The sequence below is a fragment of the Moorena bouillonii PNG genome, assembly GCF_001942495.1.
Classification (GTDB): domain Bacteria; phylum Cyanobacteriota; class Cyanobacteriia; order Cyanobacteriales; family Coleofasciculaceae; genus Moorena; species Moorena bouillonii.
In genome coordinates, this window is sequence record NZ_MKZS01000001.1 from 4,885,342 (window position 1) to 4,900,623 (window position 15,282).

The 15,282-nt window shown below is 44.4% G+C and carries 15 protein-coding genes and 1 pseudogene; 8 read left to right on the forward strand and 8 right to left on the reverse strand.

Annotated elements, in window-relative coordinates; all coding sequences use genetic code 11:
- Window positions 1-56 precede the first annotated feature (56 nt).
- Together BJP37_RS36975 and BJP37_RS19795 are read left to right on the forward strand one after the other, a co-directional pair.
- Window positions 57-239: pseudogene (locus tag BJP37_RS36975) on the forward strand (transposase); the annotation flags it as partial.
- 174 nt (window positions 240-413) lie between these two features.
- Window positions 414-782 (forward strand): protealysin inhibitor emfourin, encoded by a 369-nt coding sequence (locus BJP37_RS19795; RefSeq protein ID WP_143727699.1) that lies wholly within the window; start codon window positions 414-416, stop codon window positions 780-782.
- A 3-nt stretch (window positions 783-785) separates the two neighbouring features.
- Here the strand turns inward: BJP37_RS19795 and BJP37_RS19800 are convergent, their stop codons facing one another.
- Window positions 786-2,681 carry an abortive infection protein gene (locus BJP37_RS19800; protein ID WP_229415379.1) on the reverse strand — a complete coding sequence of 632 codons (1,896 nt, stop codon included), beginning with the start codon at window positions 2,679-2,681 and terminating at the stop codon, window positions 786-788.
- An 80-nt stretch (window positions 2,682-2,761) separates the two neighbouring features.
- On the opposite strand from BJP37_RS19800, the gene BJP37_RS36980 reads away from it, so the two are divergent.
- A complete protein-coding gene (locus BJP37_RS36980) occupies window positions 2,762-2,956 on the forward strand; it encodes a hypothetical protein (RefSeq protein WP_143727700.1) in 195 nt (64 codons plus the stop codon).
- Here BJP37_RS36980 and BJP37_RS19805 read toward each other — a convergent pair.
- Together BJP37_RS19805 and BJP37_RS39620 are read right to left on the reverse strand one after the other, a co-directional pair.
- Entirely contained in the window at window positions 2,937-4,694 is a 1,758-nt protein-coding gene (locus BJP37_RS19805) for a sodium:solute symporter family protein (RefSeq protein ID WP_075901328.1), read from the reverse strand. The two genes, BJP37_RS36980 and BJP37_RS19805, sit on opposite strands and share 20 nt — an antisense overlap.
- Window positions 4,695-4,730: 36 nt before the next feature.
- Window positions 4,731-4,946 (reverse strand): hypothetical protein, encoded by a 216-nt coding sequence (locus tag BJP37_RS39620; protein ID WP_158069678.1) that lies wholly within the window; start codon window positions 4,944-4,946, stop codon window positions 4,731-4,733.
- A gap of 205 nt (window positions 4,947-5,151) precedes the next feature.
- Here BJP37_RS39620 and proX point away from each other — a divergent pair, with 205 nt between their 5' ends.
- Complete coding sequence (gene proX, locus BJP37_RS19815; protein WP_229415380.1) at window positions 5,152-7,287, forward strand: glycine betaine/L-proline ABC transporter substrate-binding protein ProX; 2,136 nt, start codon at window positions 5,152-5,154, stop codon at window positions 7,285-7,287.
- Window positions 7,288-7,447: 160 nt separating this feature from the next.
- Here proX and BJP37_RS43700 read toward each other — a convergent pair whose 3' ends face one another.
- Window positions 7,448-7,570 carry a hypothetical protein gene (locus tag BJP37_RS43700; RefSeq protein ID WP_269087030.1) on the reverse strand — a complete coding sequence of 41 codons (123 nt, stop codon included), beginning with the start codon at window positions 7,568-7,570 and terminating at the stop codon, window positions 7,448-7,450.
- Window positions 7,571-7,623: 53 nt separating this feature from the next.
- A complete protein-coding gene (locus tag BJP37_RS19820; protein ID WP_075901332.1) occupies window positions 7,624-8,190 on the reverse strand; it encodes a hypothetical protein in 567 nt (188 codons plus the stop codon).
- 537 nt (window positions 8,191-8,727) lie between these two features.
- Here BJP37_RS19820 and BJP37_RS19825 point away from each other — a divergent pair.
- Window positions 8,728-9,204, forward strand: a complete 477-nt coding sequence (locus BJP37_RS19825; protein ID WP_075901334.1) for a helix-turn-helix domain-containing protein — start codon at window positions 8,728-8,730, stop codon at window positions 9,202-9,204.
- 146 nt (window positions 9,205-9,350) lie between these two features.
- Here BJP37_RS19825 and BJP37_RS39625 read toward each other — a convergent pair whose 3' ends face one another.
- Window positions 9,351-10,469 (reverse strand): AEC family transporter, encoded by a 1,119-nt coding sequence (locus BJP37_RS39625; protein ID WP_158069679.1) that lies wholly within the window; start codon window positions 10,467-10,469, stop codon window positions 9,351-9,353.
- Between the two features lie 5 nt (window positions 10,470-10,474).
- Window positions 10,475-11,434, reverse strand: coding sequence for an iron-containing redox enzyme family protein (locus BJP37_RS19835; RefSeq protein WP_075901336.1), 960 nt, complete (start codon window positions 11,432-11,434; stop codon window positions 10,475-10,477).
- A 71-nt stretch (window positions 11,435-11,505) separates the two neighbouring features.
- On the opposite strand from BJP37_RS19835, the gene BJP37_RS39630 reads away from it, so the two are divergent.
- On the forward strand, window positions 11,506-11,805 hold the full coding sequence (locus tag BJP37_RS39630; protein ID WP_158069680.1) for a hypothetical protein: 300 nt from the start codon (window positions 11,506-11,508) through the stop codon (window positions 11,803-11,805).
- A 221-nt stretch (window positions 11,806-12,026) separates the two neighbouring features.
- Here BJP37_RS39630 and BJP37_RS19845 read toward each other — a convergent pair whose 3' ends face one another.
- Entirely contained in the window at window positions 12,027-14,255 is a 2,229-nt protein-coding gene (locus BJP37_RS19845; RefSeq protein WP_075901340.1) for a protein kinase domain-containing protein, read from the reverse strand.
- A 176-nt stretch (window positions 14,256-14,431) separates the two neighbouring features.
- Here BJP37_RS19845 and BJP37_RS43705 point away from each other — a divergent pair, with 176 nt between their 5' ends.
- Both BJP37_RS43705 and BJP37_RS19850 read left to right on the forward strand, forming a co-directional pair.
- On the forward strand, window positions 14,432-14,557 hold the full coding sequence (locus BJP37_RS43705; protein ID WP_269087031.1) for a hypothetical protein: 126 nt from the start codon (window positions 14,432-14,434) through the stop codon (window positions 14,555-14,557).
- Between the two features lie 170 nt (window positions 14,558-14,727).
- Window positions 14,728-15,123: a hypothetical protein gene (locus BJP37_RS19850; protein WP_075901342.1), complete on the forward strand. Its 396-nt coding sequence runs from the start codon at window positions 14,728-14,730 to the stop codon at window positions 15,121-15,123.
- The last annotated feature ends 159 nt before the right edge of the window (window positions 15,124-15,282 follow it).

A 15,282-nucleotide genomic window follows, 5' to 3' on the forward strand; every position in this document is an offset into this window, starting at 1 on the left:
TCACGTACGGTTCTGAAGACGAGTCAGGGAGGCGACTCCTCGGCTTAGTTTAATATATCACCCGGTACATGAGTAAAACCGAGGTGCAGGCAGTGTTATTGCGTCGTACCGCGCGTTACTTGAAAGGTATGGGACTGAGTCTACTAGATGCGGTTGAGCTTGGCTGGCTTGACTGTAAGCATACTAAAACTCGGGCTTTTAAGCAACTCCTGGTCGAGATGCCAGGAACGCCTAGATAGATGAGCGGTTAGAAGTTACCGTCAGAATAAGGCAGCCTTTATGGTTTGTCGGCTATGGGTAAAAGGTTTAAAACTTTATGATTAAGGCTGCCTTATTCTAAGGTTTCGTCTCCGGCAGGCTTAACTCCAATTGCTGAATGACCGCTCCTCACTCAGGCAACAATAAAATGAACCTTGACCGTTTTATACCGGATTATCCCGATTAATTACGGTTTAAGAGTATCTCAAAACTATGGGGGTGTTATGAAAATATACTTTGAGCGTAGTGGCGGTTTTATGGGGATGAATATGGCAACTGAGGTTGATACTGAATCCCTATCGCCAGAAGAAGCTGATCAGTTGCAAGGTCTGCTGAATACTACTAGTTTTTTTGAGCTACCAGCACAGCTGATGTCATCAACACCAGGTGCCGATCAGTTTAGCTACAAACTGACAGTGGAAGTCGCTGGACGTAAAAAAACTGTGGAAATTGGTGATACAGCAGTTCCTGAGATGCTGCAACCTTTGCTAAGACGCTTGACCACTATGGCAAGGTCAACCTAAATTCTAAAATAACGTAGTCGGAGCATAGGGGATAATATCGGGATCGAATCCCCCCACTTGATTAGTGCGGATAACCCAAAGTTTAGCGCCATGGTTTAACAAAAGATTAGCGATTTCGTCATGACCACGTCGTGGTAGTATAGTGCGCCAGCTAGTAAGTCCTCTAATGATCGGGATAATGGGATTGTCACTGGTAGCAACTCCCACCAAGGTTTCAGCATTTTCCTTCCAGTCACTACGAACAATTCCTAGGGGAGTCAGCTGTTTTTCTAGTGCTTGTCCCAACTCGGATAATTGTTGAAATCGCTGAGTTTGGGGATGATCTGGATGACTTTTCAACCACTCTTGAATTTCAGGATTGGCATTCACTTCATCTTCTATCTGTTGGATGGCTACATACAGCCCTTGATTGGAGTCTTGTACACAGGACTCTGCTGGTGAAACCAATGCTGCACCGTCACCATCCCCGGTGCGGTAGCGAGCCATCATTACTTGTAACTGATGCTTAAATTCGTCCAAGGGTGATAGTTTAATATCACCAAACTCGTAGTCTTGGGTGACTGCATCCAACTTAACAATCACATCAGAAACAGGTCGATCGCCTAACCAACCCCGCTGCAAATTTCCCATATAGTTCGGCCATTTGATTGACCCTGAAACAATGCCATCGGGGTTACTAGCATAAACTTGATCGTACTCTATATCAAAGCGTAATTCATCGCTTAATGGGTCACGCACTACATGAGCAATACCATAGGCAAAGTGACCAGTTACCATATTAAAAATGGCACGTTCATCTTTTTTATTACCACCAATTCCGCCAAAAAGATGGATGACAATTCCCCGGTCTCCCTCCTGCCAACGGGATATCGCCGCCTCTGGTTGTTCAGCTAAAGGATCCAGCAGAACTGTGTTGCCAGTACTTTTTTGCTGTTCGGTATTTTCCCAATTTTTTTCCTTAATGTAAGTTACCCCTTCCTCAACTCCCAAAATTACTTGATCTGGCTCTAGCATCATCAAAGCCCTAGGTTCAATCCCTTGGGTAACAAAAATGCCGTCAGGATCCTGAGCACCATAAATATACCAACCAGCGCTATTTAGAGGAGAGTCTTCAATCTGGGAATTGGTAGATCTAGGGATGCCATCCCGGTCAGCCACCACTTGAGGAATACGAATAATTTCTTGAGGTCCATCAAATTGTTTTGAGTCTTTATTAAAGTGAGATACTTCAAAGCGATCGCTTTCTTGAGCCTCCCGTTTAATAATGGTAACCAAGCCATAGAAGCGACCGGTAATTTGCACTGGGTCTTCGGCAATAGTCAAAGATGTCCTTGTTTCTGACTCAGTCACAACTGGATTGTTTACCATGACAATCACATTATCGTCAGGTCTGGCTGCAGCCAACGATTCCAGGGGACCTACTTGATTGAGATTATTTAATCGAACCGGATGGATAGTGCCGCCTGTCATGCTATCTATCGTGGCTTGATTAAAATTAATATCTGTGGTAACTCGCTTCACATAGTCTTGGATCCCTGGAGCATCCTTACTCCATCCTAAGGTTACAATTTGTCCTACCAAATGCTGATACTCAGGAGCAGTATGGTAGACTTCAAAGAGTACCAAATCATCCGTTGTTCGTTCATCCTTTGGCGGCTGGATCAGTCGTCCTATCCACTCACTAACGGGTTGATAAAGACTTGATGATAGGGTCTGATTGATGGGATAATAGCTAGGTTGATTGATCTGAGCGTTACGACAAAGTTCGTAGTTAGATGGTTTCGGTTCGGTAAGTTTTTTCTGGACTTGAGAGTAGATAAAAAATGCCACCCCGATTACTAAAATTAGGATAACCAGGAGGATTACTAAAGGGTTTTGGAGATTAACAATTTTTAACATAGTTTTAAAATGAGATGCCAAACTATGGTTTTTTTTAAAAGGGAGTAGGGAATCGGGAGTCGGGAATCGGGGTAATAAAATTGACTGTACCTGATAATTATGACAACCGCTTTAATAGTATAGTCGTTGCAATTACCTATCTCCAAACTTCCCATAATTTCCGATCTTTCCCAGATTTAGCACACTTCCCTCTCTTCCCCTATTCCCTATTCCCTGTTCCCTGTTCCCTATTCCCTGTTCCCTACTCCCTACTCCCTACTCCCTACTCCCTTTAATTTGACGCAGCCACATCCATCCTAGAACGGCTATTACCAGAGAAACCCAACCGGTCAAGGGCTTTAGCAACAAAAATCCTCCAATAGCTAACATTGCTCCAAACATTAGCAATATTGATGCGAGCACCCGTTTTAGATCGTGTTCCAAATCCTGGATTGGGGCTAAACCGGTGCGAAGCTGCTGACGTTTCCAGCCAGGCCCTGCTGGACGCACCCGTCGATAAAATTCATCTAAGGTGGTATCAGATTCTGGTGGAGTGAGTAACATCACCACTATCCACAAAACACCAGTAATTCCAGCAGTTACCAGCAGACGCCAACCAAAGTCAGGAATCTGAATAACTGGCACGACACTGGTACCAAACCCGACAACAAAACCAGCAACCATGGCGGTTAGTTCAGCAGCAGCATTAATCCGCCACCAGAACCAACGTAACATTAACACTAATCCCGGTCCGGTACCAATGGCAATTACTAATCGGAACACCGTGGCAACGTCTGTGGCAAAGAAGGCGGCAATTGCTCCTAAAACCGTGACCAGCACTGATGCGATCCGCCCCACTAAGACCAGTTCTGATTCTGAGGCTTGGGGATGAACAAAGCGCAAATAGAGGTCATTAGTGAGATAGGAGGCTCCCCAGTTAATGGAGGTAGAGACGGTACTCATAAATGCCGCAATCAGGGAGGTTACCACTATCCCAAGCATGGCTGGTGGCAAAAAGTCTAGCATTAGTTTGGGATACCCCAATTCCCGGTCTGCCAAATCTGGATAGATTACCATTGCGGCTAGGGCTACTAGGATCCAGGGCCAGGTCCGGATTACATAGTGAAAGATATTGAATAGCCAAGCGGCTTTCTCGGCATCTGCTTCATTTTTGGATGCGGCCAGGCGCTGGACAAATTCACCACCGCCATCACTGCGACGCCATGCCCACCATTGCAGGAACACATAGGCAGAGAATGTGCTAGCACTGATGCCAGCAGTTTCACTCCAACTAATCCCTCCGGCACCAACCGTGAGGGGAAAAAAGGCTAGTACATCCTGTTGGGTTACTTCCTGCACTTTTGGGATTAGTTGATGAATACCACCGACATGGTTAATGGCAACGACAGCAACTATCATTGCTCCGAGTAGGGCAAAAAAGAATTGGAAGAAATCTGTAGCTACTACGCCCCACAGTCCAGCAAAGCCAGCGTAAACTAAGACTAGAATACTTACTCCTAATACACTCCAGAGTTTTACACTACTGGCTTCGGGCGCAATACCAAGGCTTTGCCAAATTTCTAGAGCACCTACGACTTTGACCATGGCTAGCATGGCATAGCCAATGGCAATACAGTTGATTGGTACAGCAAACAGAAAGGCTTTGGTTCCCCGTAATAGGGCAGCGATGGAGCCACCATAACGGATTTCCGTGAGTTCGGCATCAGTCACAATTTCTGACCGTCGCCACATCCGGGCAAAGATGTAAATCATGATCAGATGGGATATGCCAAAACTCCACCATTCCCAGTTGCCCGCAATGCCTCGATTGCCAACTACCCCGGCAATGTAGAGGGGGGTATCTATGGAAAAAGTCGTGGCAGCCATACTGGTCCCTGCTAACCACCAGGGGAGCGATCGCCCCGAAACAAAGAAATCCACAAGACTGCCGGAAGCCTTGCGAGAGAGGTATAGTCCTAACCCTAGGGACAAGACTAAGTAGACTAGGACAATCAGCCAATCAACGAGTTGCATAAATTCCGGTTGCTGCTCACGGATTGAGATATCATATCAGATTCCGATCTGGGGAGTGTGGGGAATCGGGAGTCGGGAATCGGGAATCGGGCATCGGGAATCGGGCATCGGGAATCGGGAATCGGGAATCGGGAATCGGGAATCGGGAATCGGGAATCGGGAGTCGGGAATCGGGAATCGGGAGTCGGGAATCGGGAATCGGGAAGAACGGGAAATGGGGAGAATTATCCCAGCTGCGATGAATGCTGACAAGATTTAATCAACTAAATCAGAATAATTGTTAATACAAAAAACTGTAATTATTGTTACTGTAATTATTGTATTGACGCAGTCGTTGCTTGAGTAAAAAATCAATAATATATATAAATTAATTAATAATGAGTTAATTGATTAAGCCGTTTTGTATTTAAAATGTCTATTATTAAAATTAACAAAAAAAAGTTAACCTAGTCACATTTTGCCTATTGCCTATTGCCTATTGCCTATTGCCTATTGCCTTGCTAAAAAACATGTTCCATGGGTTTTAGCTTACCCATTACCAACCCCTGACAAAATAAATGCTCCCCGGTATGATACTATTAATAAAAATAGTGGTATTATTGTGTTGAAATACTTGACTCTATCTGTTTTTGCGATCGCTACGAGCCAAGGAGGTCTAGATATTATCCTGAACCCCTTTGAGCTTTATACCTTACCCCTCCAGCAGTGGATTACTGCTGCGGTGAATTTCCTGGTTGACAATTTTCGTCCTTTCTTTCAAGGCATTAGTCTACCGATTAGCGTCACCCTGGAGAGTATAGAATGGCTGTTGCTATCGATTCCTCCATTAATTTTGCTGATTCTGATTGCCTTGATAGCATGGCAACTGGCTGGTGGCAGAATTGCGATTTATAGCGTTGCTGCTTTGAGCTTGATTGGCTTTTGCGGAGCCTGGACCCAAGCCATGGTATCTCTTTCCCTAGTAGTAACGGCTGTAGTGTTTTGCATGGTGATAGGCATCACTGTCGGTATTGCCTGTGCTAGTAGCGATCGCATTGAGAAAGTGCTGCGACCCCTGCTCGATGCCATGCAAACCCTACCGTCATTCGTCTATCTTGTGCCAGTAGTGATGTTGTTTGGGATTGGTGCAGTGCCTGGAGTAATGGCAACCTGTGTCTTTGCCATACCCCCCCTGATTCGCTTGACTAACCTCGGGATTCGGCAAGTGTCCACAGAAGTTGTCGAAGCTGCGATCGCATTTGGCTCAACCCCGACACAAATGTTATTCGAAGTCCAAATTCCCCTAGCCATGCCAACCATTCTGGCAGGAGTCAACCAAGCCATCCTCTTAGCCTTATCCATGTCAGTAGTAACCTCCATGATTGGTGTAGGAGGACTTGGACAGATGGTATTGCAAGGACTAGGTCGGGTGAATGTGGGATTAGCTGCTGTGGGAGGATTGAGCATCGTTCTAATCGCAGTAATGCTGGATCGGATCACTCAGATAGTCAGTCAAGGCAACAACCAAATCCCTTGGTTGCAACGAGGACCAATTGGTTTGGTGCGCTCTTCATCAACAGGTCAAAAAGTGACTTGGGGTATTGTTGGAGGAACCGTCTTAGTGGCACTCCTGGGTTTTATCACTTGGCAACAACCCTCCCACTTAACCACAGACTCTAATCTAGCCATGCCTGGTAAAGGGGTGAGCGTACAATCGGTCTATAGTAGCTTGCAAGAAGAACAATTCCAAACCGAGATTGTAAACATTGGTCTGGAAAAACTTGGTTACACTATCAAACAGCCAAAACAAGTTGAATACGTCACCGCACACCTGGCTTTAGGAAACGGCGACCTAGATTACACTGCTGTCCATTGGGAAATAGGTCATAGACGCTTTTTTGAACAAAGTGGTGGTGAACAGAAGTTAGAACGACTCGGAGTAATCACCTCTGATCTCTTGCAAGGTTATCAGATTGATAAAAAAACTGCTGATAAATACAACATCACTAGCCTTGAGCAACTCAAAGACCCAAAAATCGCTAAACTCTTTGACTCAGATGGTGATGGCAAAGCCAATTTGATTGGCTGTAATTCCGGTTGGTTTTGTGAGTTTGTGATTCAGCATCACATTAAAGCTTACGGACTCCAAGACACCGTTGAGCAAGACCAAGGAACCTACTCAGCGCTAATTGTAGATGCCATTACTCGCTACAACCAAGGACAACCAATCCTCTACTATACTTGGACTCCCATGTGGATGGCAGCAGTGTTAAAACCAGATCAAGATGTAGTCTGGCTAGAAGTTCCCTTCACTGATCTACCAGAATCACAGAAAGACTTGACCGCAAAAGATACCTCGGTAGATGGGAAAAATCTGGGATTTGCCATTGATCGGTTCCGAATCGTAGCTAATAAGAAATTTGTATCTGCTAACCCAGCCGCCAAACGCTTGTTTGAACTTATTCAGATTCCCACTGAGGACATCAATGCTCAAAATGAATTACTAAACAGCGGTGAAGATAGCTCAAAAGATATCCGTCGCCATGCCAAAGAATGGATTGAAAACCATCAAGACCAGTTTGATAGCTGGGTGGAAGAAGCTCGAAATTTTTAATAAGCAGTCAGCTGTCAGCTGTCAGCTTTCAGCTGTCAGTTCCCGTAGGGTGCGTTAGGGGTGGGCTCGCCCTGATTTTCTGCCTATAAGCCACCATTGAAATAGCCTACCCCGTAACGCACCACCGGATAAAACCGTAAAAATGAGATGCACCCGTAGGTTACGGTAATCGGTCTAGTTGAACCCGTTGATAACCCAGCAATTCAACCGAATAGTGGTGGTTTAGTGCGATATCAGTACCAACTGAAATATTCCGATGCGATCGCTTTTTTAGTAAGCTCATTCAAATTGTCTATTTTTGAGTCTGCGGTAAAAACTCCAAAATTACTTTTATGACTATTCTTTAGCATCAGACTCATCTCCCTTGCCGATTGTCATCTCACCTGTAGTTGGCGAAAATAAAACTTCAGCATTTCCTTCTTCGATGTACTCGTCAACAATATTGTTTGGCGTTGGATTTATTATTAATGGTCTATCAACATTGGGATTTCCTTTTAAAATTACAGCTTGAGCATAATGACCACAATTGAAGCTTATAATACTATATTGAGGCTGTTCTGTAATGGCATATGCAAGCATCTTGTCGAAATCCATATTAATGAAATAAGCTGCGCGAATACGAGTATTTTTACCTGATTGGGTTGATAAACTCCTCAAAATTGCTTTCAAAATAGACGGCGTAGCTTTTCCATTACTTCCAATTACAGCATTAGGAATTCTTTTATTTCTTACTACTCCATTCATAGCAGGGTCGTAACGACCAAATTCATAATATTTTGTCAGACCACTTTGTTTAATCAGAAGAACACCAGCATGTCCGACCATTTCAGTGTATCCATAAAAAGTATCTGTGTTAACTGGATAATCTGGATAAGTCACTAGCAAAGCTTCATCATTATACATAATCTTAATTCTCTCTATCTATTTTTTAGTAGAAGCAGACTTTCACTTAAACACTTACTATCTATTGTGTGTGTAAAATCAAACTTTTAAACAGTACCCAAGAGGGTACTTTTAACCTAAGTCGGGCTTGCTGATTAACTCTCAAAGCCTTGACAGATAAAGGTTTTAGCCTTTTTGGATCGAAAAAAGTGCCAGCTTTTCGGTCCAAAAATCTCAAAAAGTTAGAATTTTGTGCAGACTCCGGCAGAAAAATCAAGGGACAAGTCTTCCTCCTAGCTCCTATATAATTCCCATTTCGCCTGACTCGAAGCTCCTACCCTTACCAAAAGACTTTTTCAGCAAACCCTAACTATTCCGTTGTGAATCTGGTCGAGATTTAGCTCCCATCTCGCTACGCGCACTATCTAAAATTACCTCAATTTAAACTTTAGTTGAGAAGGTGTTTGTAAATAAATATTAACAATAATTTACAAACACCACCTCAGCTAACTTTTTGCCTTATAATAGTGATATCGGAAGAGTAAAGGAAGTCCACTGATGAACAAGTCCGTTTGTACTACTGAAGCCGCCTCTCTCTTAGGTATTTCTTCTCGACGCTTGCGCCAACTCCTCAATGATGGTCGCGTCCGGGGTGCTTATAAAAGTGGGAAATTCTGGATTATTCCTCTGTTCAACAATCTGCCCCAAATCATAGAGAAGAAGCGTGGACCAAAGGGCAAATGGCGTACTACTCGTCCTCCTGCTCTGGCTAAGATCAATGTCAACCGCAATCGCATTGGCAGCAACAATCACAAAAGTCCAGAAGAGCGTCAGCCAGTCATTTCAGTAAAACGAAGCGGCGACAATCTATACGGCAATCAAGTAGAAATCCTCGGTCCTTGTCGGATTGTCTATCAGCCAGATAATCCATTGCGTTGTGGCGCTCGTCTGTGGATTGACCTACGGTCACGCTACGCGAACGAAACCTTCAGTGATATCCATTTCATTGGTGGCAGTTTTCCGGCCACTGCCTAATGGTCACAAGCCAAATTAGACCTCTTGCAAAAGTATTTTTCTAATACTGTTTGCGTCAATTCTTGTCCACTGTTCCCTGTTCCCTGTTCCCTGTTCCCTGTTCCCGACAACTGCCGCGAAGTCTATTAAATCAGATAGGGATCCGTTTAGGAATTGTGATAATTTTTGTTCCCTGTTCCCTGTTCCCTGTTCCCTGTTCCCTGTTCCCTGTTCCCTGTTCCCTTTGCTATACTGAACAGGAGCAAAAGGATAGTTCCGACTAATCCCAGATGGGACGGTAAGATAAAAAACGCGCTATTAGAAAAAATAATTAAATTAACACCAATCGATATCGGAATAGAAGTGCTCAGTAATCCTAGAGCAAATTCCGTATCAAATGTCGGGTGAGTACGCCGATATTGCTCTTGGTCGAGCATATTAATCTGGGAAGCATACAACAACGGCCACAAACTCAATCCGCTTTGGGGTAAAACTACAGCTAGTAACGTTTCTGCCAATGTATCTGGTTTAAACAAAATCAGTACTGCTGCACTAAACCAGAATCCTACTGCTGAGCGGACGAGTAAAATTAGTAAAATTTTCCGTAATTGTAAGGTTTTCGGCTTCAGAGAAATCCCTACAAAAAACAGAATCATGGGAGTAGTGCAAGCCGCTAACCGTTGCAGAGCCTGCAACACTATTTCTGGGATAAGTGTGTTACCTAGATTTAATGCTCCTATGGACAAACCCAGTAACAAGGCTAAATTTGCTGGTTCTTGGATCAGAGTCAGTCCAATAGTTTTGAATTTGCTGAGATTGATGTGGGAAGTATCAACACTGCGTTGGTGTAGATACATCCCTAAAGCATAAAGACCGATTAGCACAAAACATTTATTACCGACATCCACCAACCCAGCTAGGGCTAATCCTTGCTCACCTAAAAATTCCTGAGTAAACGGATACACTGTTAAACCAGGAGCTAAAGACGCAAACATCAATATCAACGAGCGGGCTTTGGCTTTTTCTTTGCTAGGAATCACCAAACCTGTTAATAACCATCCAATTCCTAACAAGAAGAAATTAATAGCAAGTCCGAATAGCGGTAGCGACAGTAAACCTTGACCGATATCAATTTTGATCGTGGATAGGAATAGAGCGGCAGGAAGTAAAGCATTGATAATTAACGTTTTAATAGCACCAACTGCTACAGGTTTTTGAAATTTCCCTCTCAGGGCATAACCAACAGCAATGAAAAGCACCAGCGGGATGACTTTATCAATCGCCAAAGTCCTCAACCTCGACCGGATTCAACAGTTTCTTGACGCAGCAGTACCAATTCTCGATGCAAATCGTCGTAAAATCCCTGACGAGCTCTTACTGCCATTGCCACCCCTTGCCTAACTTGCCAAAGGGTTTGGGGAGAATTAGCGATCTGCTCAATCACATCTAAAATTTCCTCAGCATGGTCTTGATCACAGTCGCAGTGAACGGCAAAGAATTCTTGTCCTTTGGTGGAAATACCTAGTTTTTTCAGACCTGCTAAAATCAGTTGGTTTTCATAGGGTAGGATAGATTCCGTGAAAGCCAGTATCCCCAATCCAAAGGCAGCGGGGTATTGGAAGCAAGCAGTGGTGTAGATTTGCAGGAAGCGTTGGGTTCCTGGTAATAATTCTTGTGATGACTTTGGTAGAGGTATCGACTCACCTGGTGCGATCGCGTAGCGTGACAGTAGGTCCATCGCTGATAATTCTTCAAATAACTGCTGCCACATTTGAGGATGGGGTTTGCTATGACCAGATTTCCCCGATAATCCGTGTTCTTCATAGAGATTCTTTAATAAAGGGATTCGGGTTTGGGGTGTAGGTAGCTTAGAAGCAACAGCAGTCAGCCAATTGGGGAAACACCAACTAATCAGATAACGCTGGTTGAGCCAAGTTTCTAGATTACGACTTACGCTAGTTTCCCTGATTAAAGAGGATAATCGGGGATGATCAGCAACTAAGACTCCTAATTTTTCCTCAGTAGTGGGTAAATCCTCTAGGTGAGTGTGCCTTAACGGTAGATTTTGGAAACTCAGCAGCCAGGGATGCTGGAGTAGAGCATGATTTCGGGCATAATCGGGAATTTGCTGGGGAGACCCCAGACTTTGGATGGTAGCGATGGAAAAGCTGTTGGGTGATTCAGCTTGGGTGGGTCTATCTAACTGCTGCCAGACCTGTAGAGTCCGCATATATTCTAGAAAGTCTTGCATGATCTAATGTCACTAGTAATAGTGTTTTTACTGTTTTCTACAATGAAAGCTTCGTCCCAACAGGAAGAAGTATGCAGATCAAGGAGCAGCGGGAAGATTTCATGACGGTCAAGTCAGATCAACAGTTGCACTATACCGATAAAGCACGGATAAATATGGCGTTGCTGATTCTTGGAAAGAATGCGCAAACGTCTGATTTAGGTCAAGCCCCCGTGGGTCCCCCAACTTTGGGGGACTTTCAAAGTCTTGTTCCCCCCAAAATTGGGGGGCTAGGGGGGCAAAACGATATCCAGCCCCCCTACCCATGGATTGTGTGCGTAAGTCCTGAAATAAAGAAATTAAAAGCACACTGCTTTACAGCGATGACTTAACCATGCAGCATTCTGTTTCCCCTGTTTGCCTTCTCCTTCTTATGGTTCCCTTTTTTCCTACCTACCTAGTCAATTTCTCTTACGCAATTACGCACAATTGCTTAGCAAAGCCTATAAAACACTATAAATAGTAGGGGCACACGCTGTGCGCCCCTACAGGTAGATTTACTGTGTAAGTCATGTGGCGATCGCGTTCAACCAATTAACTTTAAACAAAACAATTATGGTCGATAGATTGAAGCAGACATTCCTTGTTGACGTAGTTGGTTAGCAAAAGCATTTGCCTTGGCTTCATTTTTGAATGCTCCCATCTGAATTCTCGATCCTTGTGGGAATCGACCCAAAAAAGCACCAGGCACAATTTTCCTGGCTTTTGCTAAACCACTAGAACTCCCGTCGTCCAGTATCACGTAATATTTGATTTTGGTAGATTGAGACGGTGGTGGTGCAGTAGTTTTCTGACCGGTAACCACTGGCTGTTTAGGCAATGGTGCAGCAATAGAAACCGGTCTTGGAGCAGGCTGTGACTTGTTTTGAATTGCTTGGTTTGCTCTAGAGCCAATTTGATTCTGTACAGCGAGTTGCTTTCTTTGAGCTTCTACTAATGCTTGTTGCTGCCGAGCTTCATTGATGATGCGATTTAACTTCTGACGCCAATAGCCTCTTGTTGGCAAATTGCTGTTCTGAGCATAGTTCAACACATCAACCCACCTACCCTGTTCATAGGCTTGTTGAATCTTATCAAACTTACGTTCAAAGGATACCCATTCGTTATGCCATTGGTCAATTTTGCTTTGGGCACCATTGAAAGCAGCACTACTAGGCAACACATCTTGTGCGATCGCAATTGCCCTCTTGATATCTCCTGCCTGATACTTTTCCACTGCTCTAGCCAAAATTAGTGAGCCATTATCAACAACCGGTGGTGCTGGTGTTGGCTGACGGTTCTGTGGTTGCAATGGAGCCCTCTTGACGACAGGTGTTGGCTTTCGGTTAATCGTTGTCTTTGGAACATTTCTCTCCGGAGCCGATGCCACCACTGGCTCAACGGTTGGTGCGCAGTCAGTCAAATTTGTATACACCCACCCGGTCACCGGTGAACTAATTTCTACCCAGCCACGTTGTCCACTACCAGTTAGAACTAGACTGCTTCCCTGATTGAGCTTATCTACTTTTGATCCGTTAGGCTCGGAGCGCACATTCACACTCAAACCTGTCACCTGGCAATTACCTGGGGCAGCTGGGGCTGGTGGCTCGTATACCACCGGAGCTGAACGGCGATTGGGTGTACTCCTAGGAGGAATTGGTTGCGCTATTCTAGGTGGTGACCAAGAGCTAGAACGCATCGAGTAGACCATACCAGCTATCGAAGAAGTAACTAAGGCAATACCAGTGCCAATGATCAAAGACAAATTATCCGATCTATCTACCTTAGTTGGAGGCAACGGAGAAGGTGCTGGTTTATTTGGAGTAGAACCTCTATCGGCATTTCCATCCCAAGTTTGTTGCTCTGAGAACAGCTTTGATACTGGCTCTGGTGGGAAGTTTTCTTCTACTGTAGGGACATTGTGAATTGAGTAGTAGGTTGGGGAATTGATCGAGTCAGCTTTTGAATTAGCACTCAGTTTCTGTAAGTCTTGTAAAACCTGGGATGCGGACTGGTAACGGTCTTTGACTTGGTAGCGAACCATTTTGGTAAGGACATTCGCCAATCCTACACTTAATCCTACACTCGCTGACACCAGAGATTGCCAGTTAACTTCACCAGTGTTGAGGTCTTCATGAAACTGATCTGGCACCATTCCAGTTAGAGCCTGAATCCCAATAATCCCTAGGGCATAAATATCACTGCTAGGACAGGGCTGACCCAAAGCCTGCTCACTGGACATATAGCCTGGAGTGCCAACTACCACAGTATGGTGAGTTTGTCTATAGGCACTAGCCAAATCAGTTTGAACTTGCTTAACGGCACCAAAGTCCACCAACACTAACTTTCTATCTGCCGTGCGTCGGATCAGGTTATCGGGCTTAATATCGCGATGAATCACACCGTGACGGTGGACAAATTCCAAAATACTTAAAACTTCTTGCAATAGCCCAATCACCTGGTTTTCCTGCCAGCGGTGACCAGGAGACAACTCTTGGCTCAATAGATGCCCTTCGATGAACTGTTGCACCAAGTAAAACTCATGGTCTTCTTCAAAGTAGGCAAGTAGTCGAGGAATTTGGTCATTATTGCCCAGCTTTTCTAGGGTTTCAGCCTCCCTGCTAAATAGCCGTCGAGCAGTTTCTAAAAATGTCTGAGAGCCATTGGGAGGCTGAAGTTGCTTAACAACACAGCTTGGGTTACCTGGACGCTTCGTGTCCTTGGCTAAATAGGTTTTGCCAAATCCCCCGGAACCGAGGACTTGAGTCACTTGGTAACGCCCGTCCAGTAACTTGCCTAACATAGGATTGATGTGCCTAAGAGTTCACAAAAAGGAAGTTTAAAACTCCGCACCAAGGGGGCGGGGTGCTAACTGTCTCATGTTTAACATACGCTGATCGGTATTATTGACCAGGATTGTGCCAATTTATATTTTGATTATCATTCAGCTATCAGCATTCAGCTATTAGCATTCAGCTATTGGCTATCTGCTATTGGCTATCAGCTATTGGCTATCAGCTATCAGCTATCAGCTATCAGCTTAAGCGCACGCTACTTGAAGTGCTATCAGCTATTGGCTATTGGCTATCAGCTATCAGCCAATAGCTGATAGCTGACGGCTGACCGCTGACGGCTGACCGCTTACGATTATCTGGTTATCGTATATAAGAGATATCGGTATAGTATTAAGAGCAACGGATGGCCTGTGAATAATTGTTGTTTTCCTTAATGGCTGGTAAAATAGCACTCTTCAAGGGCTGTGTGGGAGTTAATCAATGAAACCCTTATTTAAGGATACGCTGGCATGGGAACAAGCTCAAGTGCTGATGCAACCTGCATTTATTCGTATAATAGACCAAATTGGGCGACAGTTGGAGCCAACAAACTGGAAAGTCACCTATCAAAACGTTACTACACCCATACCGGGCTATGAGTTGTGTTTAGCACATCAAGATACTTCAGTTGCCATTAATTTATGGGATTTGTGTTTTCAAGTCTGTTTTCGTGACTATAGACCAACCCAGTCTGAATTAGACACTCAGCCAGTAGAAATTGATCCGATGCTGATTGATCAGGCTGGTGTTGTGGATTGGCAGTGTCTAGATGCTAAAGCCAAACAGCTAGTAGAAGAAGTTGTGGCAGGATTGCCACTGGTAGATTCTAATGACTAAATAGTATAACGTTTATAGGACTCATGAGGTACACAGAATTGTTTGACTATTGGCTCTTGCGTTCCCTTCCTGGGAGGGTTTAGGGCGTGTTTTCAAAGTTTTCCGCAAGATTTGGATCCCCCCCAGCCCCCCTTAAAAAAGGGGGGAGCCATACTCAAA

Coding starts and splice junctions, on each gene's coding strand:
- BJP37_RS19845 (WP_075901340.1), bottom strand. CDS start 14,255: ATGTTAGGCAAGTTACTGGACGGGCGTTACCAAGTGACTCAAGTCCTC.
- BJP37_RS43700 (WP_269087030.1), bottom strand. CDS start 7,570: ATGAGCTTACTAAAAAAGCGATCGCATCGGAATATTTCAGTTGGTACT.
- BJP37_RS19805 (WP_075901328.1), bottom strand. CDS start 4,694: ATGCAACTCGTTGATTGGCTGATTGTCCTAGTCTACTTAGTCTTGTCC.
- BJP37_RS19825 (WP_075901334.1), top strand. CDS start 8,728: ATGAACAAGTCCGTTTGTACTACTGAAGCCGCCTCTCTCTTAGGTATT.
- BJP37_RS19850 (WP_075901342.1), top strand. CDS start 14,728: ATGAAACCCTTATTTAAGGATACGCTGGCATGGGAACAAGCTCAAGTG.
- BJP37_RS19835 (WP_075901336.1), bottom strand. CDS start 11,434: ATGCAAGACTTTCTAGAATATATGCGGACTCTACAGGTCTGGCAGCAG.
- BJP37_RS19800 (WP_229415379.1), bottom strand. CDS start 2,681: ATGTTAAAAATTGTTAATCTCCAAAACCCTTTAGTAATCCTCCTGGTT.
- BJP37_RS19820 (WP_075901332.1), bottom strand. CDS start 8,190: ATGTATAATGATGAAGCTTTGCTAGTGACTTATCCAGATTATCCAGTT.
- BJP37_RS39630 (WP_158069680.1), top strand. CDS start 11,506: ATGCAGATCAAGGAGCAGCGGGAAGATTTCATGACGGTCAAGTCAGAT.